We start from the raw sequence: 23,530 nt of genomic DNA, 5'->3' as shown, positions 1-23,530 counted from the left end.
GATGCGGGCCATGCCAGGGACCGGGCCTGTTTGGCGCCCGGTGTGGCACCAGCTGTCTATTTCGGTTTGACCGACATGGCCAGCGTGTACTGGTCGCGTCGGCCTTCGTAGCTCAACCCTTTCTTGAATGCCCAGATGCTGCTCTCGAAGTGCAGCGGAATCAGCGGTACGTTGGCCAGCGCAATCTGCGTGGCCTGCTGGTAGGCGGCCTTGCGCGCGTTCGCGTCCATCTGCGCCATCGCCGGCACAAACACCTCATCAAACGCGGGCAGGCTAAAGCCGCCGTAGTTGCTGGTGCCCAGGCCCTTGTCCTTGTCGGTGCTGGCCACCCAGTACTGGAACAGGCCCGAGGCCTCGCCGTTTTCCGACGGCCAGCCGCCCATCGCAAAGCTGAACTCGCGCTTGGCGCGCTTGGGGAAATAGATGGCTGCGGCCTGCGCATCCACCGTGGTCTTGATGCCGATGCGCGTCAGGTACTGGGCCACCGCCTGCGCGATCTGGCCATCGTTGATGTAGCGGTCATTGGTCGTGGTCAGGGTCAGCTCAAAGCCTTGCGGGTAGCCGGCCTCGGCCAGCAGCTTCTTGGCCGCTTCGGGATCGAACTTGATCTCGGTGGGCTTGTCAAGGCTGCCGAACATGCCCGTGGGCATGTACTGGTTGGCGACGGTGGCCATGCCATCCATCAGCCGCTGCACGATGGCCTTGCGGTCAATGGCCATGTTGATGGCCTGGCGCACACGCAAATCCTGCAGCGGGTTCTTGCCATCGGCGGCCTTGGCAAACGGGCTTTGCGCGCGGCCGGCGTCCGGCTGGAAGAAGATCAGGCGGGTGGACGGCGTCGCGACAAAGTCGAGCTTGCTGTTGTCCTTGATGCGTGGCAGGTCGCGCGCAGCGGGGCTTTCGATGACATCGTAGTCCCCGGACATCAGCCCGGTCAGGCGCGGTCCGGCATTGGGCACCGGCACCATCTTGACGCTCTTCCAGTGCGGCTTGCTGCCCCAGTAGGCTTCGTTGCGCTCCATCTCGATACCGGTGCCCTTGACATAGGACTTGAGCTTGTACGGGCCCGTGCCGATGGACAGCTTGCCGGTGTTGAAATCGGCCACCGTGGGCCAGGGCGAGGTGACGCCGCAGCCCTCCTTGGGGGCAAAGCGCAGCTTGTCGAACTTGGCGATGCCGCTCCAGATGATGGGCAGCGAACGCGCCAGCTCATTGGGCATCGTCGGGATCGGCCGCTCGCTCTTGATGATGACGGTGTAGTCATCGGGCGTCTGCACATCGCTGAAGCTCTGGGCCGGCTCCATGTAGGAGCGCGAGACATTGGTCTCGTTGTTCAGCACGCGGCACAGCGTGAACAGCACATCCTTGGAGGTGAAGGGCTCACCATTGGAGAACTTCACACCCTGGCGCAGTTTGAGCTCCCAGGTATTGTCATCGACGGCACGCCAGGACTGGGCCAGCCCCGGGATCAGCTCCATCTGCGCATTGCGGTTGATCAGCGACTCGAAGATATGGGCCGAGAACGCGTCGTTGGTGGTGACCTTGTGGTAATGCGGGTCAGCGGCGGTGGGCTCGGAGGCGAGGCCGATGGTCAGCGACTGGGCTGCCGCCATGCCCGCAGGCAGGGCGAGCGCAGCCAGGCTGGCCAGCGACAAGGGTGTGCGGCGCGAGATCTTCTTGGTAGACACAGGTCGTTCCTCCTTGGTTAAAAGCCTCGTAGGGCAATGCAAGTGCCGTGCCACTACCTATTCCTCATCGCCCGTGCCGGGGTGCGAGACCCCGGCTGCCGCAAGCGCGCGGCTTACTTGGCGGGCTTGACCGATGTGGCCAGCGTGTACTGGTCGCGGCGGCCTTCGTAGCTCAGCTCTTTCTTGAAGGCCCAGATGCTGCTCTCGAAGTGCAGCGGGATCAGCGGCACGTTGTCCAGCGCGATCTGCGTGGCCTGCTCCAGCATGGCCTTGCGCTTGGCAGAGTCCACCGTCTTGGCTGCCGGGATGTAGACCTTGTCGAAATCGGCATTGCTGAACGCGCCGTAGTTGCTGGTGCCCAGGCCCTTGGGCGAATCGGTGCTGGCCACCCACAGCTGGAACAGGCCCGAGGCTTCGCCGTTCTCCGAAGGCCAGCCACCCATCGGGAAGCTGAACTCACGCTTGGCGCGCTTGGGGAAGTAGATCGAGGCGGTCATCGCATCGACCTTGGTCTTGATGCCGATGCGGGTGAGGTACTGCGCGACGGCCTGCGAGATCTGCGCATCGTTCATGTAGCGGTCGTTCGTCGACGACAGGGTCATCTCGAAGCCATTGGGGTAGCCGGCTTCGGCCAGCAGCTTCTTGGCGCCTTCGGGGTCGAACTTGATCTCGGGGGCCTTCACGCTGCCAAACATGCCATCGGGCATGTACTGGTAGGCGGGGGTGGCCATGCCGTCCATCAGGCGCTGCACGATGGCCTTGCGGTCGATCGCCATGTTGATGGCCTTGCGCACGCGCAGGTCCTGCAGCGGGTTCTTGCCGTCGGGCGCAGTCACAAAGGGCGACTTGTCGCGGCCGATGTCGGGCTGGAAGAACACCAGGCGGGTGGACGGCGTGGCGACAAAGGCCAGCTTCTTGTCTTCCTTGATGCGGGCCAGGTCGCGGGCGGCCGGGTTCTCGATCAGGTCGTAGTCACCGGACATCAGGCCGGTCAGGCGCGGGCCGGCATTGGGCACGGCCACCATCTTGACGGTCTGCCATGCAGGCTTGGGGCCCCAGTAGCCGTCATTGCGCTCCAGGGTGATGGCATTGCCCTTCACATAGGACTTGAGCTTGAAGGGGCCGGTGCCAATGGCCATCTTGCCGCTGTTGAAATCGGCCACCGTGGGCCAGGGGCCCTTGTAGCCGCAGCCTTCCTTGGGCGCGAACTTGAGCTTGTCGTGCTTGATGATGCTGCTGGAGATGATGGGCAGGTTGCGCGCAAACTCGGCCGGGATCAGTGGCACGGGCTCGGCGGTCTTGACGATGACGGTCAGGTCATCGGGGGTCTGCACGTCGGTGATCAGCTTGGTCGTATCCATGTACGACTGCGAGACATTGGTCTCGTTGTTCAACGTGCGGCAGATGGTGAACAGCACGTCCTGCGAGGTGAAGGGCGCGCCGTTGGAGAACTTCACATCCTTGCGCAGCTTGAACTCCCAGGTCAGGTCGTCCAGGTTCTTCCACGAGGTGGCCAGCGAGGGCACCAGCTCCATGCTGGCGGTGCGGCCCACCAGCGAGTCATAGACATGCGCCGAGAACGAGTCGTTCGTCGTCATCTTGTGGTAGTGGGGATCGGCCGCTGTGGGCTCGGAAGCCAGCGCAATGGTCAGGTGTTGGGCGTGGGCTGCGCCAATGAGCGAGGCACCCACCAGCGCCAGGGCGCGCTTGTTCAATGCGAAATTCATGTCTGTCCTTGGGATCTTGGCTAGCACTGCCAGCAGGCAGCGCTTTCGAACCGGGAAGCGGGACCATCGCGCACCAGCGCGCGCCATCGTCCGCAGCCGGAAAGCCTGCGAATTCTCACACGAAATGACATCTGCTCACGCTCACGCAGCCCGTGAAAAGTGGGCATTTACCCCAATAAAACAAGGAGATGGGCCATCTTTTGCTGACATTGTTCGTGCAGCACACAATGTTATGCAAGCTGCGCAACAATGCGATCCCTGCGGGTGGGAAAATCCAGCACGCGTAACGCCGTCTGATCGGTACGATGCGCATCCACCCGCCCCCTGCCAATACGCTTTCCAACCCCTATGCGCCGCCGCCTTTTTTTGGCCTCCAGCCTGTTTGCCGTCAGCATGCTGGCCGCCTGCTCCCTGCTTGCCCCTGCCAGTTACACCCTGTCTGCCGCCGAGCTGCAGACCATCGTGGCCAAGTCCTTCCCCCGCTCCTATCCACTGCTCGGCTTTCTGCAGCTTGATGTGCAGGCCCCCAGCCTGCAGCTACTGCCCGAGACCAACCGCATCCAGGCGACGATGAGCGCCGACATGTCGGGCAAGGTGCTGCCCCACCGCCTGGACGGCACCATGGTGCTGGACTTTGCACTGCGCTACTCGCCGGCCGACCACAGCCTGCGCGCCACCCAGGTGCAGGTGAAGTCGCTGCAGATGAACGGCCTGCCCGAGGCGATGGAAGTGATGCTGCATGCCTATGCGCCGCGCGCGGCCGAGCATGCGATGGAGGATGTGGTCGTGCACACCTTGCGCCAGGAGGACCTGGACCGCCTGGAGAAGGCGGCCGAGCTGCCGGCCACCTTCAAGGTGACCGCCGAGGGCCTGCGCATCGAATTTGTGAAGCCCAAGGACGAGAAGTAGGCCGACAGGCCTGCGTCCAATCTGCTTTATGCTGCTGGCAAGGCGCATACCTGCAAGCCGCCTGCCAATTGTTTGGAGAGATCCCTCATGAGCACCCTTGCCGATTTCAGTATCACCCGCAAATGGCCGGCCACCCGGCCTGATCTGCTGCAGCTGTATTCGCTGCCCACGCCCAATGGCGTCAAGGTCTCCATCCTGCTCGAAGAGCTGGGCATGCCCTATGAAGTGCACAAGATCAGCTTCGAGAGCAATGACCAGACCTCGCCCGAGTTTGTCGGCACCTTCCCGAACAACAAGATTCCGGCCATCATCGACCCCAATGGCCCGGGCGGCCAGGCGATTGCACTGTTCGAGTCCGGCGCCATCATGGTCTACCTGGCCGAGAAGACCGGCATGTTCCTGCCGCAGGATCCCGTGAAGCGCTACGAGACCCTGCAGTGGCTGATGTTCCAGATGGGCGGCATCGGCCCGATGTTTGGCCAGGTCGGTTTCTTCAACATCTTTGCCGGCAAGGATTTTGAGGACAAGCGCCCGCTGACCCGCTATGTGGACGAGTCCAAGCGCCTGCTGACCGTGCTGAACAAGCACCTGGCAGGCAAGGAATGGGTGGCCGGTGATACCTACACGATTGCCGATATCGCTATCTTCCCCTGGATCCGCAACATGATCGTGCGCTACAACGCCGAGGCCCTGATCGGCTGGGGCCAGTACCCCGAAGTCAGCCGTGTGCTCAGCCACTGGCTGCAGCGGCCAGCCGTGCAGCGCGGATTGCTGATTCCCTGATCTGCTGAATCTTTAAACAAAAAATGCCAGCCCGAGGGCTGGCATTTTGCTGGGTGGCCGATGCTTAGATGGCGGCGCTGACGATGATTTCGACCAGCAACTCTGGTCGCGCCAGCCTGGCTTCACAGGTCGCGCGGGTAGGCATATTGGCCTTGTCGGCCCATTCGCCCCAGACCTGGTTCATGCCGGCAAAATCCTTGTCGATGTCCTTGAGCCAGATCTGCACGGTCAGCAGGCGCGACTTGCTGGTGCCGGCTGTTTTCAAGTAGCCGTCGATCTTTGCCAGCACGTCGCGGGTCTGGGCGCCAATGTCGCCCGAGATGTCGCCAGCGGTGACGCCGGCCACATAGACCACGCCGCCGTGCACAACGATGCGGCTGAGGCGTTCATTGCTGTCGATACGTTGGATGTCGTTGCTCATCATTTACTCCCTGAGATAAAAATACGACCGCCGCGCTGCTAGGCAGCGGAAAAACGGTCCACACGAAACGCCGAAATCGGCAAGCTGCTGGTGCCCTTAGTCACCAGCTCGGCCACAATGCAGCCGGTAATCGGACTGAGCTCAAAGCCATGGGCAGAAAAGCCAAAGGCATGCACGAGGTTATCAGCACTGGCACTCGGGCTGATGACCGGAATCTCGTCAGGCATAAAGCCCTCGATACCGGTCCAGGCCCGTGCAATGCTCACATCGCGCAGATGCGGGAACAGGTCGATGACGGTCTGCGCGCTCTTGGGCATGCGGTTGAGGTCGACCATCGCATGGCGCTGGCTGGCATCGGCCTCACAGCGCAGGCCGCCACCAATCACCACCGTGCCATTGTCGAACTGCTTGAACGACAGCGGCCGGCCCATCGCGCCCAGCACCGGTTTGACAAAGGGCGCCACGCGCTGGGTCACCATCAGCATCAGGCCGCCGGCCACCATCGGCACCGGGTCGCCCACCTGCGCGGCAAAATCGGCCGCCCAGGCGCCTGCGGTGTTGACCAGCCAGGGCGCATGGAACACGCCCTGCGCGGTGCTGGCCTGCCACATGCCGCTTTGGTGGTCGACCCGCAGCACAGGCGCCTGCTCGACGATCTGCACGCCCAGCTTCTCTGCCGCCAGGCGGTAGGCGGTGGCCACCTTGTAGGGCAGCGCATAGCCATCGCGGTCGGCCCAGATGCCGCCCACCACATGGGGCGAGATGCTGGGCACCAACGCGCGCACTTGCTGCTGGTCCACCCATTGCTCATGGAAAAAACCCAGGCCGTTGAGCATGGCCACGCGCGCCTTGGCCTTGATCTCATCGGCCTCATTCTCGGCCACCTGCAGCTGGCCCGAGGGCACAAAACCGCCGTCGCTGCCGATGATGTCGGCCAGGCCATGCCAGAGCTGCTCGCGTGCCGCCAGCGCCAGCGGAATCTCGGCCACATGGCGGCCCAGGGTGCGCACGCCACCGGCATTGACGCCCGAGGCATGGCGGCCGCAGTACTCGGCCTCCAGCAGGCGCACGCTGAGGCCTGCCTTGGCCAGCTGGAAGGCGCTGGACAGGCCCTGCAGCCCGCCCCCGATCACCAGCACATCGCTGCTGCCCCATGCCGGGCTGGCTATGCGGGCCATGTCACACACCTGCGGCCAGCTGGGCCAGCGACAGTGACTTGAGCGGCGGCCGGATGCGGTAGTAGCCCACGTCCTGCGGCGGCAAATTAGCTTCCTTGGCGATGATCTCGGTCACCGTCAAACCACATTGGCGGCCCTGGCAGGGGCCCATGCCGCAGCGGCTGAAGGACTTGGTCTGGTTCGGGCCCACACAGCCCAGCTGCACCTGCTCGCGGATCGCGCCGGCAGTCACCTCTTCGCAGCGGCAGACCACGACCTCGTCGGCCGGAATGCGGAACTCGTCCTTGGGCCGGTACTGCTGGTTCAGGAAGGGGCGGATGCGCAGATGCTGCGCGATCTGGGCGCGCTGCTGGGCACCGTCTTCGCTCGCGCCAAAGCCCAGGCTGTTGGCCACGCCAATACCGGCGAGCGCACCCTGCATCTCGGCTACCAGTGCGCCGCCAATGCCGGCACCGTCACCGGCGATATAAATGCCTGGCAGGCTGGTCTGGCCCCAGCTGTCGAGCACGGGCACCCAGCACAGCTGCTCATCGTCCCAATGGTGCTCGGCGCGCAAGGACCAGGACACCTGGGTGTTGGGCACCACGCCCTGGTGCACCAGCACCAGCTCGCAGTCGATCTGCTGGGCCCGGCCCGCGCTGCTAAAGCGCACCTGGCGCACGGCGTCTTCGCCCTCGATGCGCAAGCCACCCACATCCTTGAAAAACGGAATGCCGGCCGACTTGATCTCGCGCAGCAGGCCCAGGCCCTTGCGCACATAGCCCCAGCCGGCCAGCAGCGACGAGGCATGGCTGATCGCCAGGCGCCAGTCGGTACCCGCCGAGGTATCGAGCACCGCGCGGATATCCACACCGGCGCGCAGGTACTGCGCCGCCAGCAAATAGAGCAAGGGGCCGCAGCCCGCCAGCACCACCGGTACCTGGGGCACCACGGCAGCGTTCTTCAGCAAAATTTGGCCAGCACCGGCGGTCATCACACCGGGCAGGGTCCAGCCCGGCACGGGGAAAGGCCGCTCCATCGCGCCGGTGGCGATCACCAGCGACTTGGTTTCGATGCGGGTGGTGCGGTCGTTGCGTAGCACATGCACGGTCTTGTCGGGGTCGATCTGCCAGACCGAGGCGCCCGCCCAGTGGGTCAGGCCACTGGCGCGGATCTGCTCGGCCAGCGATTTGCCGTAGACATAGTCCGCGCCGAGGATGCGCTCGCGCTGGGCATCGGTCTCGGTGATGCTGCGGTAGATCTGGCCGCCCACCTGGGGTTGCTCGTCGAGCAGCAGCACATCCAAGCCGCGCCGTTTGGCCGCCAGGGCCGCTGCCATGCCGGCCGGGCCTGCGCCAATCACGACCAGGTCACGCAGCTGGCTGGGCGCGTCGTTCAAAGGGATAGCGGGCTTAGACATGCTTGGCCTCCTGCGCATCCAGCAGGCTGGGCGCCGCTTGCATGGTGGTCACTTCCATGCCGTCTTCGGGGGTGATCAGGCAGGCCTGCTGGTTGGGCCGGCCGTTGACGCCGACCATGCACTCAAAGCACACGCCCATCATGCAGTAAGGCGCGCGGGCGCCCTGGCCCACGGGCGAGACGCGCACGGCCGTGATGCCGGCTGCCAGCAGGCCAGCGGCCAGGCTGGCGGCGGGCGACATGCGCACCACGGCGCCGTTGACCAGCACCGACACCGTGCCAGCGGCCCCGGCCTGGTGGCCAGGGAGGTATTTGAAAAGGGCTTTAGATGCCATAGGGTTTCACTTCCGTTTCCGGCGTAAATCGTGTCGCGGGGAATGCCTCGATGGCGGCCGGCCGCAGGCCCGTGGCCACCCAGGGGGCGATACAAAAGACGTGCTGGGCCGCCAGCGTGACGCCGCTGTGGCAGGTCACCGCAAAGGCGCCGGGGTGGCTGGCCGACTCCTGGTACATCGGAAAGCCATCGGGCGACATCACCCGCAGCGCCGCCCAGGTGCGCACCACGCGGGCGTTGGCCAGCACCGGGAAGCACTTGACCGCGCGCGCCGCAATCTTGGCGCTGACCGGCACACGCACCATGTCGTCAAAGCCCAGCTCTTCCATCGAGTCGCCGATCTGCACCGTGCCCTCATCGGTCTGGCGCACATAGTTGGTGGGGTGCGGCAAAAAGGGCTGCACCCGCTCGGTGATGAAGACCTGGCCCTTGTTGGGCCGCACCGGCACAAACATGCCCACCATGGCCGACAGCTGCTGCGTCGCATGGCCGGCGGCAATCACGATGCGCGGCGCCTGCCAGGCGCGCTCGCCTGCGCTGACGTGGAAGATGCCGCCTTCCTTGCGGATCGCATCGACCTGCATGCGGTTGTGGATGCGCGCGCCCTTGGCGATGTTGGCGCTGTAGAGCGCCCGCAGCAGCTTCAAGGGGTTGCAGTGGCCGTCCATCGCCGAGTAGGTGGCGCCCACCACCTCGGGGCCCAGGCCCGGTAGCTGCCGGGCGGCCTCATCACGGCTCAGCACCGTGGTGCGGTAGGCGGGGTCGCCCACCTCGGACTCCAGCCACTGCAGCTTGGCCAGGCGCTGGGCCATCTCTTCCTCGCTCAGGCAGATGTGCAGGCCGCCGGGCTGCATCAGCTCGACGTCGATGCCAGTCTGCGCCTGCAGCTCATCGCGCAGCGCAGGCCACTGGCGGGCCGAGCCCAGGCTCCAGCGGGCGTAGTCCGCCATGCCGTAGCCCTTGCCCTGCACCCAGACCAGGCCGAAGTTGCCGCGTGAAGGGCGAATCGTGTCGTCCGCGCCATCGATGACCGTGACCGACAGGCCCTGGCGCAGCAGCCCGTAAGCCACGGAACTGCCGACCAAGCCTCCCCCGATCACAATGACATCGCTGCTATGTGTGTTGTTATTCATTTTTTGCTCTCAACCTTTGCCAATCAGGACCTTCTCCAGGCCGACCAGCTTGTCCAGGATGACCATCAGCACCAGGGTGCCGACGATCAGCACGGTGGAGACCGAGGTCACCAGCGGGTCGATGGTCTGGGCGATGTGGTTGTACATGGCGACCGGCAAGGTCATCGTGCCGGGGGTGGCCACAAACACCGTCATCGTCAGCTCGTCAAAGCTCTGGATGAAGGACAGCATCCAGCCGCCGGCGATACCGGCCATCAGCATGGGCACGGTGATGCGCATGAAGACGGTGCTGCGCGATGCGCCCAGCGACAGGCCGGCATGCTCGATCTCGCGGTTCATGCCGGTGGCTGCGGCCAGCACCATGCGCAAGGCATAGGGCATGATGCAGATCACATGGGTGAACATGAGCCAGAAGAACGAACCGGACAGCCCCGCGATGTTGAAAAAGCGCAGGAAGGCCGCGCCCAGCACCACGTGGGGAATCATCAGCGGCGACATGAAGAAGGCCATCAGCACCTCGCGGCCGGCAAAGCGGTAGCGGGTGATGGCCAGCGCGGCCGGCACGGCCAGCGCGATGGCGATCGAGGCCGAGGCCAGGCCCAGCTTGGCCGAGAACCAGAAGGCCGACTTGATCTCCATCGCATCGAGGATGGCGCGGAACCAGCGCAGCGACAGGCCATCGGTAGGGAAGGAGATGAAGCCCTTGTCGGTAAAGGCCACCGCCACCACCACGACCAGCGGCGCCAGGATGAAGCTGATGAACAGCGCGTGGAAGACCAGCGCCAGAGGACTGTTTTTTTGCATGGCTCAACCCTCGAAAACAGCTTTGAAGCGGCGCTCGATCCAGCGATTGCAGCCGACGATGATGACGATATTGGCAACCAGCAGCACCACGGCAATGGCAGCGCCCAGCGGCCAGTTCAGGGTGTTGAGGAACTCGTCGTAGGCGGCCGTGGCGACCACCTTGAGGCGCCGTCCGCCCAGCAGCGCTGGCGTGGCAAAGGCCGATGCCGACAGCGCGAAGACGATGATGCTACCCGAGAGGATGCCCGGCAGCAGCTGGGGCAGCACGACACGGCGGAACACGGTGCGCTGGCTGGCACCCAGGGACAGGCCGGCGTTCTCGACCTGGGGGTCGAGCTTTTGCAGCGAGGCCCAGACGGAGATCACCATGAAGGGCACCATCACATGCACCATGGCAATCGTCACGCCCGTCATCGTGAAGGCCAGGCGCAGCGGCTCATCGATGATGTGGAACAGCATCAGGCCCTTGTTGATGAGGCCGTTGTTGCCCATCAGGATGGACCAGCCCAAGGTACGCACCACCACCGAGATCAGCAGGGGCGCCAGGATGATCAGCAGAAACACACCGCGCCAGCGGCCGCGCATGCGGGAGATGATGATGGTCTCAGGCACACCCAGCACCACGCAGAGCACGGTGACGATGGCCGACATGAGGGCGGTGCGGCCAAAGATCTCCAGGTAGTAGCTGTCGCTGAAGATCTCCAGGTAGTTCTTCAGCGAGTAGACGTTCTGGATGCCTTCCATGCCGTTGAAGACATTGAGCGACAGGATGGCGGTCAAGGCCAGCGGCGCCAGCAGCATGGTCACAAAGACCAGCAGGCCGGGGCCGGACATGGCCCAGGGTTTCCAGCGGTTCTTGCTATCCACGGCTGGCCTCCTGCTGGGTCAGCACGCGCACATCGTCGGGGGCCCAGTTCAGCGTGACCTCATCGCCCTCATGCAGCGCAGCGCGCCGTGCATTGGGCAGGCTGATATGGATATCGCCCAGCGCGGTGCTGACATTGACCACCCACTGGCTGCCCAGGAACAGCAAGGTCTTGATCGTGCCGGGCAGGCCGCCCTGGCCGGCCGGGGCCACCCCGATGCGTTCGGGCCGCAGGTAGACCACCACCGGGCCGCTGGCCACGGGGCTGGGCGCGCCCAGCACCATGTCGCCAATCTTCACGGTCTCGCGGCTTTGGGCCTGGCCTTCGAAGCGGTTGGTCTTGCCCAGGAACACCGAGGCAAAGTCGCAGCTGGGCTTGTCGTAGATCTGCTGGGGCGAATCGACCTGGGCGATCTGGCCGTTGTGCATCACCGCGATGCGGTCGCTCATCGTCATCGCCTCGACCTGGTCGTGCGTCACCAAGATGGTGGTGATGCCCAGCTGGCGCTGGATGGCGCGCATCTCGACGTGCATTTCCTGGCGCAGCTTGGCGTCCAGGTTGGACATGGGTTCATCGAGCAGCAGCACTTCGGGCTGGATTGCCAAGGCGCGGGCAATGGCCACGCGCTGGCGCTGGCCACCGGAGAGTTCACGCGGGTAACGGGCACCGAGCCCATGCAGGCGCACCAGCGCCAGCGCATCCTGAATCCGCTGCTGCACGACATCGCGGCTGAGCTTGCGCATCTCCAGGCCAAAGGAGATGTTCTGCTCCACCGTCATGTGGGGAAAGAGCGCATAGCTCTGGAACACCACGCCCATGCCACGCTGCTCGGGGCGCAGCTGGGTGATGTCCTTGCCGTCCAGCACAATGCGGCCCTGGCTGGGGTCCAGAAAGCCGGCGATCATCTGCAAGGTGGTTGTCTTGCCGCAGCCCGAAGGGCCCAGCAGCGACACGAACTCACCGCGCTGGACATCCAGGTGGAAGTCCTTGACGGCAACAAAATCCCCGAACCTCTTGGCGAGGCCCTCGATACGTAGAAAACTCATATGAAACTCCGGGGCCTGCGGCCCGCGTGGGGCGGCGCGGCAGGCCTGTGTAGGGCGGCTGGCGTGTTAACGCCTATCCCTGGCGTCCTGGTAAGGAGGCCAGGGATGAATGAGAGGCGCTCACACGGCCCTTGAGACGAGGCGCAAAGCCGCAGGCAGTACAAGAGGTACGACAAGGCTTTGCAACGAAGTATCAAGGCTTGTGTGAGTGACTCTTAACGCTCGACGGTGCGGTTCCAGCGATTGGTCCATTCGGAACGCTTGACGTTGACGATCTTGTAGTCCACGGTCTTCAGCTGGGCGATCTGCTCGGGGCCATAAGGCACTTGCTTGGCGACCTTCTCATCCAACTTGACCTTGCTGTTCATGGGGCCCCATGCCTGGGTCTCGGCGAGCGCCGTTTGCGACTCAGGCGTGTAGAGGAACTGCACGAACTTCTGCGCGCCGGCCTTGGGCTGCTTCTTGGCAACGGGGCAGACGGAGGTGAACAGCGCAAACGCGCCTTCCTTGGGGTAGACGAACTTCACGGGAAAGCCGGTATCGGCCAGCGCCTTGACGCGGCCGCTGCCCCAGACACCGATGACAGCATCGCCGTTCTGGAACAGCTCGGTCATCTTGCCGGGCGACGGCTCCCAGGCCAGCACATTGGGGCCCACGTCCTTGATCAGCGCCTGGAAGCCAGGGTCGATATTGCTCGCGCCGCCGCCGTTCATCTCGGCAAACATCAGCAGGGTCTGCAGACCGTAGCCGTTGTTGATCGGCGGGATCACGGTCTTGCTCTTGAACTTCTTGTCTTTCAGGTCATTCCACGACGTGGGAGCGGCCCAGCCGGCCTTCTTGAAGGCCTCTTCGTTGTAGAACAGGCCGGTGGCGATGACGCCCAGGTTCAGCGACTTGTTGCCCGCCGTCTTAGCCATGGGGTAGAGGTCGTTGTAGACCGGTGCGGCTTCGATATCGCCGCAGAAACCGAACTGCACCGCCTGCTCCATCGGACCGTCGTCCATCAGCGCCACGTCGTACTGGGGGTTGTTCTTTTCGGCCTGCAGCTTGGCCAGGGTGTCGGTGGAGTTGCCAGGCACGTAGATGACCTTGTTGCCGGTCAGCTTCTCATAGGCCGGAATGATCTTTTGCTTGAAAGCGGTCTCGGTCGAGCCGCCATAGCCACCGACATAGATGTCTTCAGCATGGGCAATGCCAGCAGTGGCAGCAAAGGCAGCGGCCAGGGAGAGAGCCAGACGGGATACGGTCATCGGAATTACCTCCAGAAAGTAGCGTGGAACCAAGTGGAATTCAATCTGTCTGGTAGCCAATGATAGGCATCTGCAGGCAAAATTGAATCGGTGAATTCCTGCTTCAATGCCTTTATGGGATGGAAATTTCTCAATCGATAAGACATTGAAATAACTACGAAATTAGTAATTTTGTAGACTATTCGATTGCATTAGGCCATTAACTCATGTCTTTACAACATGGATAAGAAGATCACACTGCGCCATCTCGAAGCCTTTCGGGCGCTGATGCTGCGCCGCTCGGTCACCGCAGCGGCCCAGTCGCTGGAGGTGACCCAGCCGGTGGTGACACGGCTGATCGCCGAATTCGAGGCGCGCATCGGCATGCCGCTGTTCGAGCGGGTCAAAAGCCGGCTGCAGCCGACGTCAGCCGCCACCTTGCTGCTCGAAGACGTGCACCAAGCCTTGATGGGCATCGAGCGTATCCGCAACATCTCCGAGAACGTGCGCTTTCGGCGTCTGCAGCGGCTGGAGGTGACGGCCGCGCCGGCGATGGCCACCTCGTTCCTGCCCAGCGCCATTGCCAAGTTCAGCGCCCAGTTCCCCGAGACCCTGGTCACCTTGCACATGCAGGCCTCGCCGGCCGCGCTGGACATGGTGCAGGCCGAGCGCTGCGATATCGGCTTTGTGATGCTCTCGCCCGACCACACCCGCTTCAAGGGCCTGGAGACCTTGGTGATCGGCAAATTGGTCGTCGCCGTGCCCGCCGGCCACAAGCTGGCGCGCAAGACCAGCCTGTCACCCATCGACTTTGTCGATGAGCCCCTGGTGTCGCTGCCCACGATGATGGAGACCCGCGCCAAGCTCGACAGCCTGTTCCTCGTCAACCGCGTGCAGCGCCGCGTGAACATCGAGACCCAGATCTCGTACGCCGCCATCAAGCTGGTCGAGGCCGGCGCCGGCCTGGCGATCATCGATCCGCTGACGGCCTGCAGCTACCACGGGCCCGATGTGAAGTTTGTGCTGTTCGAGCCCGCCGTGCCTTGCGAGTACTCGATGGTGGTCTCCAACCGCCACGCCTCCACCCTGGTGCTCAAGCCCTTCATCGACCTGGCCAAGGCGGAGATCAAGCGCATGCTGCCCAAACGCTGGATCCTTTAAGCAGCGCTTTATTCCGGAGTAATGCCCGCCGCCTTGATCACCTGCCCCCACTTGGTGGTCTCGGCCGCCTGGAACTGCGCCAGTTCGGCCGGGCTCGTCGTCCAGGGGTCGGAGCCCGACATCTCGAAGAAGGACTTGGCAGCGGCACTGCCGACGGCCTGGCCCAGCAGCTGGTTGAGCTTGGCGCTGACGGCAGCGGGCACATTGGCAGGGGCGTAGGCGGCAAACCAGTAGCCCATGTCATAGCCCTTCACGCCGGCCTCGGCAATGGTGGGCACATCGGGCAGCTGGGCGCTGCGCTTTTGCGTGGAATAGCCCAGTGCGCGCAGCTTGCCGGCCTTGATCTGCGGCACGCCGGTGGAGACGTCGGTGATCATCAGGTTGATCTGGCCGCCCAGCAGGTCGGTGATCGCCAAGGGGTTGCTCTTGTAGGGCACATGCAGGATGTCCACGTTGGCCAGCTGCTTGAGCATCTCGCCGGCCACGCGGCTCGACGAGCTGCCGCTGCCAAAGCTGAGCTTGCCCGGGTTGGCCTTGGCATAGGCCAGCAGCTCGCCCACCGACTGGTAAGGCGCATTAGCCGGCACCACCAGCACCTGGCCGCCCTTGCCCAGGCCGGTGATCGGCGTGAAGTCCTTGACCGGGTCATAGGACAGCTTGCGGTAGAGGTGGATATTGGCCGCATGCGTGGTGTTGGTGGTGATCAGCACCGTGTAGCCATCGGCCGGGGCCTTGGCCACCGCCTGCGCGGCAATCATGCCGCTGGCACCGGCCTTGTTCTCGACGATCACCGGCTGGCGCGTCTGCTCGGTCACCGCCTGGCCCAGCGCACGCGCCAGCTGGTCGGTGGCGCTGCCTGCGGCAAAGGGCACGACAAAGGTGATGGGCTTGGACGGGTAGTCGCCCTGCGCAAAGGCCAGGGGGCTGATGGCCAGCGCCGTGGCGCAGGCCAGCAGGTGGCGGCGGGTGGAAAATGTCATCTCTTGTCTCCGGTTGGTTTCTTATTCAGGGATGGATGGGGGATCCGCATCAGGCGGGCCCACCAGATGGGCCTGCAAATGCAGCGGCAGCGCGATCGGCATTTGCAGCACGCGAAAGCACAGGGTCTTGCCATGGCTGTCGAGGTTCAGCGCGTCGTTGACGCCGCCGTCCAGCACCTCGTCGAGCACCAGGTTCATCGCCTGCAGCTGGGGCAGCAGGTAGCGCTGCACCTGGCTCGGCTGGCGGTCGGCAAACAGCGCGGCCACGGCCACTTCGGTGACTTGCGCACAGATGACCTCCCACAGCGCGGGATGCCAGGCAATCACGCTGATGTTGGAGCGGTTGCCCTTGTCACCGGTGCGCCCATGGGCCAGGCGGTACAGCGGGGTGGTGATCGTGTCCGTCATGCAGCAGCCTCCTCTTGCGCAGCCCAGGTAAAGCCGGTGGCAATCAAGGCTTGGGGCACCAGGCAGGACACCATGCCCAGGCGCTGGCGCATATGGCTGCGCACGCCACCGCCACCGGCGGGCCCGCAGCAGTACAGCGCATTGATCTCGCGCGGCAGGCGCGCTGCGGTGGCCTTGTCGGCATGCTGCCAGGCCATGCGCAGGCGCACATCCTGCGATGCGGCAGACAGGTCAGCACCGGCCAGCCAGTCGCTGGCATCGTTGCCCCAGACGCTGGTGACGCCGATCAGATCACTGCGCAGCGGCGCAATGCCCTCAAGGCGCTGGGCAACGGTCTGCGCCGCCAGGCGCGCGCGCTCCGCCGCACGGGGCCCGGCGTAGGAAATCTCGGCCTCGGCAAACCAGCCCGAGGCATAGCAGGTGTTGACCTTGAGCGCCTCGGGGCGCGGGTGGCCGATGACGCCCTCCAGGCGCACGCGGTTCTCGCCCTCGGCCCGCACCTGGGCCTGGCTGATGTCGGCCACCACATCGGGGGTCAGGTAGCAGCGGGGGTCGTGGATCTCATAGAGCAGCTGCTCCTTGACCGTGGCCGGCGTGATGCAGCCGCCCGTGCCCTCGGGTTTGAAGATGCTGCAGTTGCCGCTGTCGTCGATCTCGGCGATCGGGTAGCCCAGCCGGTCCATGCCTGGCACGTCCTTGTAGCCGGGGTCGGCAAAATAGCCGCCGCTGACCTGGGTGCCGCATTCGAGCAGGTGGCCGGCCATCGTCGCGCGGGCCAGGCGGTCCCAGTCGTCCCAGGCCCAGCCAAAATGCGCCATCGCCGGGCCCAGCACCAGCGAGGGGTCGGCCACCCGGCCGCAGACCACGATATCGGCGCCTGCCTGCAGCGCCTCGGCAATCGGCCGCGCACCAATATAGGCATTGGCGCTGACCAGCGGCTGCTCGGGCATCTGCGCACCCAGCGCCTGGGCCAGCATGGGCCGGTGGGCCGGGCCGCTCAGGTCATCGCCCTGCACCACGGCAATACGGGGCGCGCGCAGGCCCAGGCTGCGCGCCAGCGCGGCAATGGCACGGGCGGCGCCTTGCGGGTTGGCCGCGCCAAAATTGCTGACGATGCGGATGCGGTGCGCCAGGCAGTCGGCCAGCACCGGGCGCAGCAGCTCGAGCAGCAAGGGCTCGTAGCCGGCCTCCGGGTCGTCGCGCCGGGCCAGCTGGGCCAGCGCCAGGGTGCGCTCGGCCAGCGTTTCAAAAATCAGAAACGCGGGCTGTTGCAAGGCCACCAGGGCCTGCACCACCGGCGCTGCCGCATCCACCCGGTCGCCTGAAAAACCAGCCGCGCAGCCAATCAGCATGGCTGCGGGCGCTGTCTTGTCTGTCTGCATAGCATCTCCTGCAGCCCACTATAGAAAAGAGGTTCTATGTTGTGAAATAGATAATTAAGATCGATTAATCTGCACGACAAATGAATCTATCCCAACGCGACATCCAGGCCTTTCTGGCGCTGGCCAGCCAGAAGAACTTCACCCGGGCCGCCAGCCTCTGCCACCTGTCCCAGCCGGCTTTCAGCGCCCTCATCCGCGCGCTGGAGACCACGGTGGGCCTGCGCCTGTTCGAGCGCAGCACCCGGCATGTGCTGCTGACGCCCGAGGGCGAGCAGTTTCTGCTGTCGGCCCAGCGCATTGCGGCCGAATTTGCTGCCTGCGAAAAAGCGATGCGCGCTACCGCCCAGCTCGTCCAGGGCCGGGTCGCCGTTGCGCTGCTGCCGTCGCTGGCCGCGGGCTGGCTGCCGCCGGTGCTGCGCAGCTTTGCCGGCCAGCACCCCGGGGTGCAGCTGCAGGTCTTCGATGTGCTGTCCGAGCCCTGCATTGCCGCGGTGGCCAATGGCGATGCCGACTTTGCGCTGGCCGCCATCCGCGCCGACACGCCCGATTTGCGCGCCGAGCCCTTTTGCAGTGACCGCTTTCACCTGGTCTGCCCGGCCGACCACCCGCTGGCCGCGCTGGACGAGGTGCTGCTGTCCGACCTGGCGGCCTGGCCCTTTGTGCACCTGGCCCGGCACAGCAGCGTGCGCCAGTACCTGGATGCCGCCTTTTTCCCGCAGGCCATGCAGACCCTGGTGGAGGTCGAGCAGCTCGCCACCGTGATGGGCCTGGTCAAGGCCGGGCTGGGCATCAGCGTGGTGCCGGCCCTCAGCTTGTTTCACTTTGCGCAGCCTGGCCTGGTCACCCGGCCGCTGCATCTGCCCGGCATGGACCGCCAGATCTACCTGGTGCGCAGGCGCGAGCCGCAGCTGTCGGTGGCGGCCCAGGCGCTGTACCAATTAATGCAACAAAAACGCCCAGATTTCTCCCATATTGCTTGAGGCCCTCTACACTCCAGCGCTGATGTCCTTGCCTACGATGCCCCCGTTCGCACCGCCTGCGCCCGCGATACCGCTGCCCTACCTGGCGCTGCGCACACGGGTCTTGTCACTGCTGGCATGGGCTGCGCTGTTTGCGCTGCTGGCCTGCGCCATGCGCATGCTGCTGAACTACCCCCTGTGCGTCAACGACGAGAAGAACTGGATCGGCATCGCCCAGCAGCTGGACCAGGGCGTGGCCTGGCCGGTCTCGGGGCCTGCCTTTGTCAACACGCTGCGCCAGGCGGCCTGGGTGACCGGCTCCAGCCACGCCGAGGTGATGCCCTGGATGGGGGTCTGCGGCGTGTTTATCGTCGTCGGGGGCCTGAGCTGGGGCTACTACCGCCTGGGGCTCAAGACCTTGGTGCCGGTGTTTGCAACGCTGGCGCTGTCGAGCTATTTCTGGGCACCCTTGCTGGAGGCACGCCCGCAGCAATGGGGGCAGCTGGCGGTATTTTTGGGCACCATCTCGGCCTGGCGCTGGTTGCAGCACCGGGGCGGTCTGGCCTTTTTCCTGGCGCTGCCTGCCGTCGCCTTTACCCATATCCTGAGCCATGCGGTGCTGGTCTTTCTCTGCCTGGTGCTGGTAGCGGCCCATGGCATTGCCCAGCGCCGCTGGAGCCTGCGCCACCTGGCCATTGCGCTGCTGTGCCTTGCCAGCTTTGCGGTCTATGCCTGGCCCGGCGGGCCTTACACCGATATGCTGCGCGACCTGCGCCAGGCCCATTTCCGGCACTGGCCGCTGAGCCTGCCAGCCTCCCTGGCCCTGCTGGTGGCCGTGGCCGCCGTCGCCTGGGCCAGCCGCCGCTGGTGGCATGGCGACATCCGCTGGCCGGCGGCCGCCCTGGCCGGCTTGCTGCGCCACCAGCGTGCTGCCGGATGGTCGCTGTGCATCGCTGCGCTGCTGGTGCTCACGATGCAGGCCTATCTGCTGCCACCAGAGGCCTGGGAACCGTACGGCGGCTCCTGGATCCGCTTCCTGCTGTTCCAGTCCGGCAACCTGCTGCTTGCCGGCTTTTTGCTGGTGGGTGCCGGGCGCTGGCTGGGGGGCTTTCACCAGCAGCGGATCGATCCGGGCATGGCCCGTTTTCTGGTCTGCGTGCTTGCGGGCATTGCGCTGCTGGGCCTGCTGGCCGTTGCCGCGTCGTGGTGGCTGCTGGACACCAACTGGATGCTGCGCGTGCTGAACTACGGCATCTTCTTTGCCGCCGCGCCTGCGGCACTGGGCATGGAGCATGTCACCCGCCACTGGCCGCACTGGCGCCGGGGCTTGCTGCTGGGCGCGGGCATGGCCGCCAGCGTGCTGGCGGTGGTGCGCCCGCCCATGCTGCTGGGCTGCTGAGCCAGCCGCCCTGGCAAGAATTTACGCGCTAGACAAGCGCTGGCTAGGCGCTGCGCATGAACAAATGCCCACCCACCAGGGCGTGGCGTGCACCGGCCCAGGCAGCCATCTCATCGCCCCGCAAGAGCAAGGCATGGCGGCCCAGCTGCAGGTGGCGAACCCCGCGCCGCGCCAGCCAGCGCTGCCACCAGCCCGCAGGCGGCGCCGGCAATGGCTCGCTGCCCGTCTCGTTCAGCAGATCGGCGGCAGAGCGGATGGACAAGGCGCTGAGCGGTTGCTCAGCAGCGAGCCGCTGGACCAGCGCGATCACCTCGGACCAGCCCAGGTCGGCCAGCGACACCTGCGCCAGGCCGCCCAGGGCCTGCGGATCCACACGGCGCTGGCCGCTGGCATCGACGCAGAGCAGCAGGCTCTCGGGGTGGGCCGCCTGCCAGTGCTGCAGCAGCGGCCACTGCGCGGCCTGCTGCACCACCGCAACCTGCAAGGGCCTGGCCGCTGCCGCAGCCTGGGCAGGTGCCCACTCGCTGGCGGGCAGGATGCTGTCGTAGACCTCGGCAATGCGCCGCTCGCACTGGCCAATGGTGAAATAGGCGTCGGCCGCCTGCTGCGCTGCCAAGCCGCGCTCGGCCAGCTGCGCCTTGGCGGCCAGGGCCTGGCGGATGGCCTCTTTCCAGGCCTGCACCTGGTCGGGGGCATAGCACTGGCCGCTGCCCGACTGCCCCACCACCCAGGACATGCCCGAGCCATCCAAGTCAGAGGCAATGCAGGGCTTGCCATGCTGCATGGCTTCGATCAGCACCAGGCCAAAGGCCTCGGTGCGCTCGCGCGAGGCCAGCGCAAAGATATCGCAGCTGTTGAACAGCGCATGCTTTTGCGCCTCACTGACCTGGCCGAGCAGCTGCACGTTGGCACAGCCTTGCTGGGCGCGCTCGCGCGCAATCAGCGCTTCGAGTTCCTTGCGCTGCTCGCCTTCGCCGGCAATGATCAGCTGCACATCGGCAAAGCCGGCCACGGCCGAGACCAGCGTGTCAAAACCCTTGTAGTAGGTGAGCCGGCCAACCGACAGCACGCGCAGCCGGGCATCGCCCCAGAGCTGCAGCTGCGGGGCCTCGGCCTGGGCCTGCTCCAGCACACCCTGGCCCAGCGGCTTCAGGCCCAGCGGGATCGCCAAGGTCTTGAACAGCCAGCGCTGCAGCGGAACGCTGGCGGCCATGTAGGGCGGCGAGGTGGCCAGGATGGCCGCGCTTTGCCGCAGCAGCTTGGTCTCGAAGGGCCGGTAGACCTGGTAGCACAGCTGCAGCAGGCTGTCCCATTTGGAAATCAGCACATCCGAATGCCAGTGCGTGACCCAGGCCACCCGGCGCGCGGCGGGCATGATGAGCGCCCAAAATGCCGCATTGTTGGGCATGTGCAGATGCAGAACATCGGGCGCAAAGTCGCGGATGGCCCGGTGCAGCGCCAGCGGAAAACCCAGCGCAATCGGCGCGAACACCAGGGTGATCTGCACCGGCACACGGATGAGCCAGGGCGGGTCATCGGGCAGCGGATCGCCATGCACCACCGCGCGGGCGTCAATGCCATTGGCGCGCTGCTGCTCGATCAGATCGGCCAGAAACGATTCCATGCCGCCCCGGTAAGGCGGGTAGAACTTGCCCACATGCAGCACGCGCTGCGGCGCATCGCCCGCCTGGGCATGCAAGGGCGCAGCCTGGGGCCGGCCCAGCCAATCGCGCAGCATGTTATTGGCCGCCTTGCAGTTGCTGCAGCAGGCGCTGGTAGACCGGGTTGGCCGGGTCCATGGCGCTGGCGCGTTGCAGGTTGGCAATGGCCTGGGCCCGGTCGCCCTGCTCGCGGTAGGCCAGGGCCTTGCCGTAGTAGGCGGGGGGGTTGGGCTGGCGCGAGAGCGATGCGTCAAAGATCTGCAAGGCCTGCGCAAAATCGCGCTTGCCAATGAACGCAATGCCCAGGCCCACCTCCAGGCGGGTGTTGCCCGGCGACATCTGCAGCAGGCGCTGGTAGTTCGCAATGGCCACGTCGTAGTGGCCGGAGGGGATGGCGACCTCGGCCTGCTCCAGCAAGATCTTGGGCAGCAAGACGTCTTCGGGCTTCATTGCCAGGGCCTTGGCATAGCTTTGGAACGCCGGCTCCATCTGCTGCGTCATCTTGTAGGCCGTGGCCTGGTGGTAGGCCAGCGCCGCATTGTCAAAGCCTTGCTTTTGGGCGCTGTCAAACGCGGCCAGCGCCTCGGGGTAGCGCTTGAGCAGCTCCAGGGTCATGCCCCGGTTGAACTGGGCCGAGCCCAGCGGTTCTTGCAGCGCAACGGCTTTCTCAAAGTCCTGCAGCGCCTGCTCGTAGATCAGGTTTTCCAGCAGCGACGCACCCCGGTTGATAAAGGGGCGCCAGCGGCCAAAGGCGTTGAAGGGGGCCTGCTCGTCCACCTTCTGGGCGGCATCGCTCCAGGCGCTGTACTCAGACTTGAGGCTCAGGCTGCGCTCCGTGGCCAGAGCCGTCAGCACCAGCCCGGCGGCGCAGGCGATGGCTACCATCAGCTTGCGCGGAAACAGCAGCAGCACCAGGGCCAGCAAAGCCGGCAGCAGCATCGCCCAGATATAGCTGCGGTAGAGCACAAAGGGGTCTTGCAACCAGCTGGTGACAAACTCGGTGCTGAACAGCAGCGCCGTGCACAGCAGCACCAGGCCCACCAGACCCCAGGCATCGCGTTTGCGCAGCAGCAGGACCGCGCTGCCCACCACCAGTGCCACATAGCCCAGGCCGCCCAGCAGATGGGGCAGACTGCCAAAGCTCAGCGGAAAGACCGGGCGCAGGTCCAGCGCCATCCACTGCACATTGGGCAGGAACCACAGCAGGCCGTACTGGAAAAACAGCTTGCCCTGGTTGAGCAGGCTCAGCGGATAAATTGACGAGGTGATGCCGGGGTAGAGCTGCTCGAGCTGGCGCACATAGGCCCAGGAGGTGTCATCGGTGGCGACAGCGCCGACAAAGGCGCCCAGCTGCGTCCACAGCAGTGCGGTGAACAGGCCGATCAGCACGGCAATCGCCACGGCGATCGCCAGCAGCTTCTTCCACGACGGCCATTTGACAAACACATACAGCGGCAAGGCCAGCGCCGGCAGCACCACCGCATGCTCTTTGCTCATCAAGGCGCAGAGCAGGAAAACCACGGCCAGCGCCGCCCACTGCAGCCCCGCCCCCGCCAAGGCGCGGATATACGCCCAGCAGGCCAGCGCGGAAAACAAGGTCATCATCACCATGCTGCGCTGGATCAGATAACCGACGGCATATACGCCCACCGGGTGCACGGCAAACAGCGCCACTGCGGCAAATATCGCTATCCGAATATTGGTGTCAAAACCCGGCTCTGCCCGCGCCTCGTCCGAAAACTGGGTGTGTTTGAACAGTGCCGACACCAGCAGCCATATCGCATAGCAAGTGGCCAGGTGCAGCACGATATTGATGACCCGCTGCACGGCCATACTCTCGCCAAAGAGCGACTGCACCCAGACAAAGCTGCCATAGGACAGCATGCGCACCTTGGGCTCGAGTAAGCTGCCATAGCGGCCAAAAATGGTGCCGTCCGACAGCCGGCCATCGTCGAACACCAGGCCGTTGTGCAGGCCCAGGCCATAAATCGTGAGGACGGCGGCCAGGAGCGCCAGCACGCCCAACGACCAGAAAATTTTTGATTTTTGCATCGGCTAGTTGGC

General features: G+C 65.0%; 21 protein-coding genes. 5 read left to right on the top strand and 16 right to left on the bottom strand.

Features of this window, described 5'->3' with window-relative positions; genetic code table 11:
* Positions 1–56 precede the first annotated feature (56 nt).
* Together WH303_RS04275 and WH303_RS04270 are read right to left on the bottom strand one after the other, a co-directional pair.
* Positions 57–1,673 (bottom strand): ABC transporter substrate-binding protein, encoded by a 1,617-nt coding sequence (locus tag WH303_RS04275; RefSeq protein ID WP_339517150.1) that lies wholly within the window; start codon positions 1,671–1,673, stop codon positions 57–59.
* Between the two features lie 128 nt (positions 1,674–1,801).
* Positions 1,802–3,415: an ABC transporter substrate-binding protein gene (locus tag WH303_RS04270; RefSeq protein ID WP_339517134.1), complete on the bottom strand. Its 1,614-nt coding sequence runs from the start codon at positions 3,413–3,415 to the stop codon at positions 1,802–1,804.
* A 348-nt stretch (positions 3,416–3,763) separates the two neighbouring features.
* Between WH303_RS04270 and WH303_RS04265 the strand changes: the two genes are divergently transcribed.
* The gene (locus tag WH303_RS04265) at positions 3,764–4,324 is read left to right on the top strand and encodes a DUF1439 domain-containing protein (protein ID WP_339517133.1); all 561 of its coding nucleotides are present in this window, start codon (positions 3,764–3,766) and stop codon (positions 4,322–4,324) included.
* Between the two features lie 87 nt (positions 4,325–4,411).
* On the top strand, positions 4,412–5,107 hold the full coding sequence (locus WH303_RS04260) for a glutathione binding-like protein (RefSeq protein WP_116925501.1): 696 nt from the start codon (positions 4,412–4,414) through the stop codon (positions 5,105–5,107).
* A gap of 64 nt (positions 5,108–5,171) precedes the next feature.
* Here the strand turns inward: WH303_RS04260 and WH303_RS04255 are convergent, their stop codons facing one another.
* The 9 genes from WH303_RS04255 to WH303_RS04215 form a co-directional block, all read right to left on the bottom strand.
* Positions 5,172–5,528 (bottom strand): RidA family protein, encoded by a 357-nt coding sequence (locus WH303_RS04255; protein ID WP_339517132.1) that lies wholly within the window; start codon positions 5,526–5,528, stop codon positions 5,172–5,174.
* A gap of 38 nt (positions 5,529–5,566) precedes the next feature.
* Positions 5,567–6,706: an NAD(P)/FAD-dependent oxidoreductase gene (locus WH303_RS04250; RefSeq protein ID WP_339517131.1), complete on the bottom strand. Its 1,140-nt coding sequence runs from the start codon at positions 6,704–6,706 to the stop codon at positions 5,567–5,569.
* A gap of 1 nt (position 6,707) precedes the next feature.
* Positions 6,708–8,105 (bottom strand): FAD/NAD(P)-dependent oxidoreductase, encoded by a 1,398-nt coding sequence (locus WH303_RS04245; RefSeq protein ID WP_339517130.1) that lies wholly within the window; start codon positions 8,103–8,105, stop codon positions 6,708–6,710.
* Positions 8,098–8,439 (bottom strand): (2Fe-2S)-binding protein, encoded by a 342-nt coding sequence (locus WH303_RS04240; RefSeq protein ID WP_339517129.1) that lies wholly within the window; start codon positions 8,437–8,439, stop codon positions 8,098–8,100. Before WH303_RS04240 ends, WH303_RS04245 begins: the two co-directional genes overlap by 8 nt.
* Complete coding sequence (locus tag WH303_RS04235; protein ID WP_339517128.1) at positions 8,429–9,571, bottom strand: NAD(P)/FAD-dependent oxidoreductase; 1,143 nt, start codon at positions 9,569–9,571, stop codon at positions 8,429–8,431. The genes WH303_RS04240 and WH303_RS04235 overlap by 11 nt, the downstream gene beginning before the upstream one ends.
* 9 nt (positions 9,572–9,580) lie before the next feature.
* The gene (locus WH303_RS04230) at positions 9,581–10,375 is read right to left on the bottom strand and encodes an ABC transporter permease (protein WP_339517127.1); all 795 of its coding nucleotides are present in this window, start codon (positions 10,373–10,375) and stop codon (positions 9,581–9,583) included.
* Positions 10,376–10,378: 3 nt separating this feature from the next.
* On the bottom strand, positions 10,379–11,209 hold the full coding sequence (locus WH303_RS04225; protein ID WP_230780316.1) for an ABC transporter permease: 831 nt from the start codon (positions 11,207–11,209) through the stop codon (positions 10,379–10,381).
* 25 nt (positions 11,210–11,234) lie between these two features.
* On the bottom strand, positions 11,235–12,287 hold the full coding sequence (locus WH303_RS04220; protein ID WP_339517126.1) for an ABC transporter ATP-binding protein: 1,053 nt from the start codon (positions 12,285–12,287) through the stop codon (positions 11,235–11,237).
* Between the two features lie 215 nt (positions 12,288–12,502).
* The gene (locus WH303_RS04215) at positions 12,503–13,537 is read right to left on the bottom strand and encodes an ABC transporter substrate-binding protein (RefSeq protein ID WP_339517125.1); all 1,035 of its coding nucleotides are present in this window, start codon (positions 13,535–13,537) and stop codon (positions 12,503–12,505) included.
* A 219-nt stretch (positions 13,538–13,756) separates the two neighbouring features.
* Here WH303_RS04215 and WH303_RS04210 point away from each other — a divergent pair, with 219 nt between their 5' ends.
* Positions 13,757–14,677, top strand: a complete 921-nt coding sequence (locus WH303_RS04210; protein WP_339517124.1) for a LysR substrate-binding domain-containing protein — start codon at positions 13,757–13,759, stop codon at positions 14,675–14,677.
* Between the two features lie 8 nt (positions 14,678–14,685).
* Here the strand turns inward: WH303_RS04210 and WH303_RS04205 are convergent, their stop codons facing one another.
* From WH303_RS04205 to WH303_RS04195, 3 genes are read right to left on the bottom strand one after another with little or no spacing between them, the layout of a single operon-like run.
* On the bottom strand, positions 14,686–15,657 hold the full coding sequence (locus WH303_RS04205; protein ID WP_339517123.1) for a Bug family tripartite tricarboxylate transporter substrate binding protein: 972 nt from the start codon (positions 15,655–15,657) through the stop codon (positions 14,686–14,688).
* A gap of 21 nt (positions 15,658–15,678) precedes the next feature.
* Positions 15,679–16,065, bottom strand: coding sequence for an AtuA-related protein (locus WH303_RS04200; protein WP_339517122.1), 387 nt, complete (start codon positions 16,063–16,065; stop codon positions 15,679–15,681).
* Entirely contained in the window at positions 16,062–17,447 is a 1,386-nt protein-coding gene (locus WH303_RS04195) for an acyclic terpene utilization AtuA family protein (RefSeq protein WP_339517121.1), read from the bottom strand. The genes WH303_RS04200 and WH303_RS04195 overlap by 4 nt, the downstream gene beginning before the upstream one ends.
* Positions 17,448–17,527: 80 nt before the next feature.
* On the opposite strand from WH303_RS04195, the gene WH303_RS04190 reads away from it, so the two are divergent.
* Positions 17,528–18,427: a LysR family transcriptional regulator gene (locus tag WH303_RS04190; RefSeq protein ID WP_339517120.1), complete on the top strand. Its 900-nt coding sequence runs from the start codon at positions 17,528–17,530 to the stop codon at positions 18,425–18,427.
* Between the two features lie 37 nt (positions 18,428–18,464).
* Entirely contained in the window at positions 18,465–19,805 is a 1,341-nt protein-coding gene (locus tag WH303_RS04185) for a hypothetical protein (protein ID WP_339517119.1), read from the top strand.
* A gap of 43 nt (positions 19,806–19,848) precedes the next feature.
* Here the strand turns inward: WH303_RS04185 and WH303_RS04180 are convergent, their stop codons facing one another.
* Positions 19,849–21,543 carry a glycosyltransferase gene (locus WH303_RS04180; protein WP_339517118.1) on the bottom strand — a complete coding sequence of 565 codons (1,695 nt, stop codon included), beginning with the start codon at positions 21,541–21,543 and terminating at the stop codon, positions 19,849–19,851.
* Between the two features lies 1 nt (position 21,544).
* Positions 21,545–23,518, bottom strand: coding sequence for a tetratricopeptide repeat protein (locus WH303_RS04175; RefSeq protein ID WP_339517117.1), 1,974 nt, complete (start codon positions 23,516–23,518; stop codon positions 21,545–21,547).
* Positions 23,519–23,530: the final 12 nt, after the last annotated feature.

Origin of the sequence: Comamonas sp. MYb69 (assembly GCF_037479315.1) — a bacterium.
Taxonomy (GTDB): Bacteria; Pseudomonadota; Gammaproteobacteria; order Burkholderiales; family Burkholderiaceae_C; genus Comamonas.
This window is presented reverse-complemented; position numbering and strand designations above follow the sequence as displayed.

Bases quoted from the DNA above. Each gene is read 5' to 3' on its own strand.
- WH303_RS04270 (WP_339517134.1), bottom strand. From the start codon at position 3,415: ATGAATTTCGCATTGAACAAGCGCGCCCTGGCGCTGGTGGGTGCCTCG.
- WH303_RS04265 (WP_339517133.1), top strand. From the start codon at position 3,764: ATGCGCCGCCGCCTTTTTTTGGCCTCCAGCCTGTTTGCCGTCAGCATG.
- WH303_RS04260 (WP_116925501.1), top strand. From the start codon at position 4,412: ATGAGCACCCTTGCCGATTTCAGTATCACCCGCAAATGGCCGGCCACC.
- WH303_RS04255 (WP_339517132.1), bottom strand. From the start codon at position 5,528: ATGAGCAACGACATCCAACGTATCGACAGCAATGAACGCCTCAGCCGC.
- WH303_RS04250 (WP_339517131.1), bottom strand. From the start codon at position 6,706: ATGGCCCGCATAGCCAGCCCGGCATGGGGCAGCAGCGATGTGCTGGTG.
- WH303_RS04245 (WP_339517130.1), bottom strand. From the start codon at position 8,105: ATGTCTAAGCCCGCTATCCCTTTGAACGACGCGCCCAGCCAGCTGCGT.
- WH303_RS04240 (WP_339517129.1), bottom strand. From the start codon at position 8,439: ATGGCATCTAAAGCCCTTTTCAAATACCTCCCTGGCCACCAGGCCGGG.
- WH303_RS04235 (WP_339517128.1), bottom strand. From the start codon at position 9,571: ATGAATAACAACACACATAGCAGCGATGTCATTGTGATCGGGGGAGGC.
- WH303_RS04230 (WP_339517127.1), bottom strand. From the start codon at position 10,375: ATGCAAAAAAACAGTCCTCTGGCGCTGGTCTTCCACGCGCTGTTCATC.
- WH303_RS04225 (WP_230780316.1), bottom strand. From the start codon at position 11,209: ATGTCCGGCCCCGGCCTGCTGGTCTTTGTGACCATGCTGCTGGCGCCG.
- WH303_RS04220 (WP_339517126.1), bottom strand. From the start codon at position 12,287: ATGAGTTTTCTACGTATCGAGGGCCTCGCCAAGAGGTTCGGGGATTTT.
- WH303_RS04215 (WP_339517125.1), bottom strand. From the start codon at position 13,537: ATGACCGTATCCCGTCTGGCTCTCTCCCTGGCCGCTGCCTTTGCTGCC.
- WH303_RS04210 (WP_339517124.1), top strand. From the start codon at position 13,757: ATGGATAAGAAGATCACACTGCGCCATCTCGAAGCCTTTCGGGCGCTG.
- WH303_RS04205 (WP_339517123.1), bottom strand. From the start codon at position 15,657: ATGACATTTTCCACCCGCCGCCACCTGCTGGCCTGCGCCACGGCGCTG.
- WH303_RS04200 (WP_339517122.1), bottom strand. From the start codon at position 16,065: ATGACGGACACGATCACCACCCCGCTGTACCGCCTGGCCCATGGGCGC.
- WH303_RS04195 (WP_339517121.1), bottom strand. From the start codon at position 17,447: ATGCAGACAGACAAGACAGCGCCCGCAGCCATGCTGATTGGCTGCGCG.
- WH303_RS04190 (WP_339517120.1), top strand. From the start codon at position 17,528: ATGAATCTATCCCAACGCGACATCCAGGCCTTTCTGGCGCTGGCCAGC.
- WH303_RS04185 (WP_339517119.1), top strand. From the start codon at position 18,465: ATGCCCCCGTTCGCACCGCCTGCGCCCGCGATACCGCTGCCCTACCTG.
- WH303_RS04180 (WP_339517118.1), bottom strand. From the start codon at position 21,543: ATGCTGCGCGATTGGCTGGGCCGGCCCCAGGCTGCGCCCTTGCATGCC.
- WH303_RS04175 (WP_339517117.1), bottom strand. From the start codon at position 23,518: ATGCAAAAATCAAAAATTTTCTGGTCGTTGGGCGTGCTGGCGCTCCTG.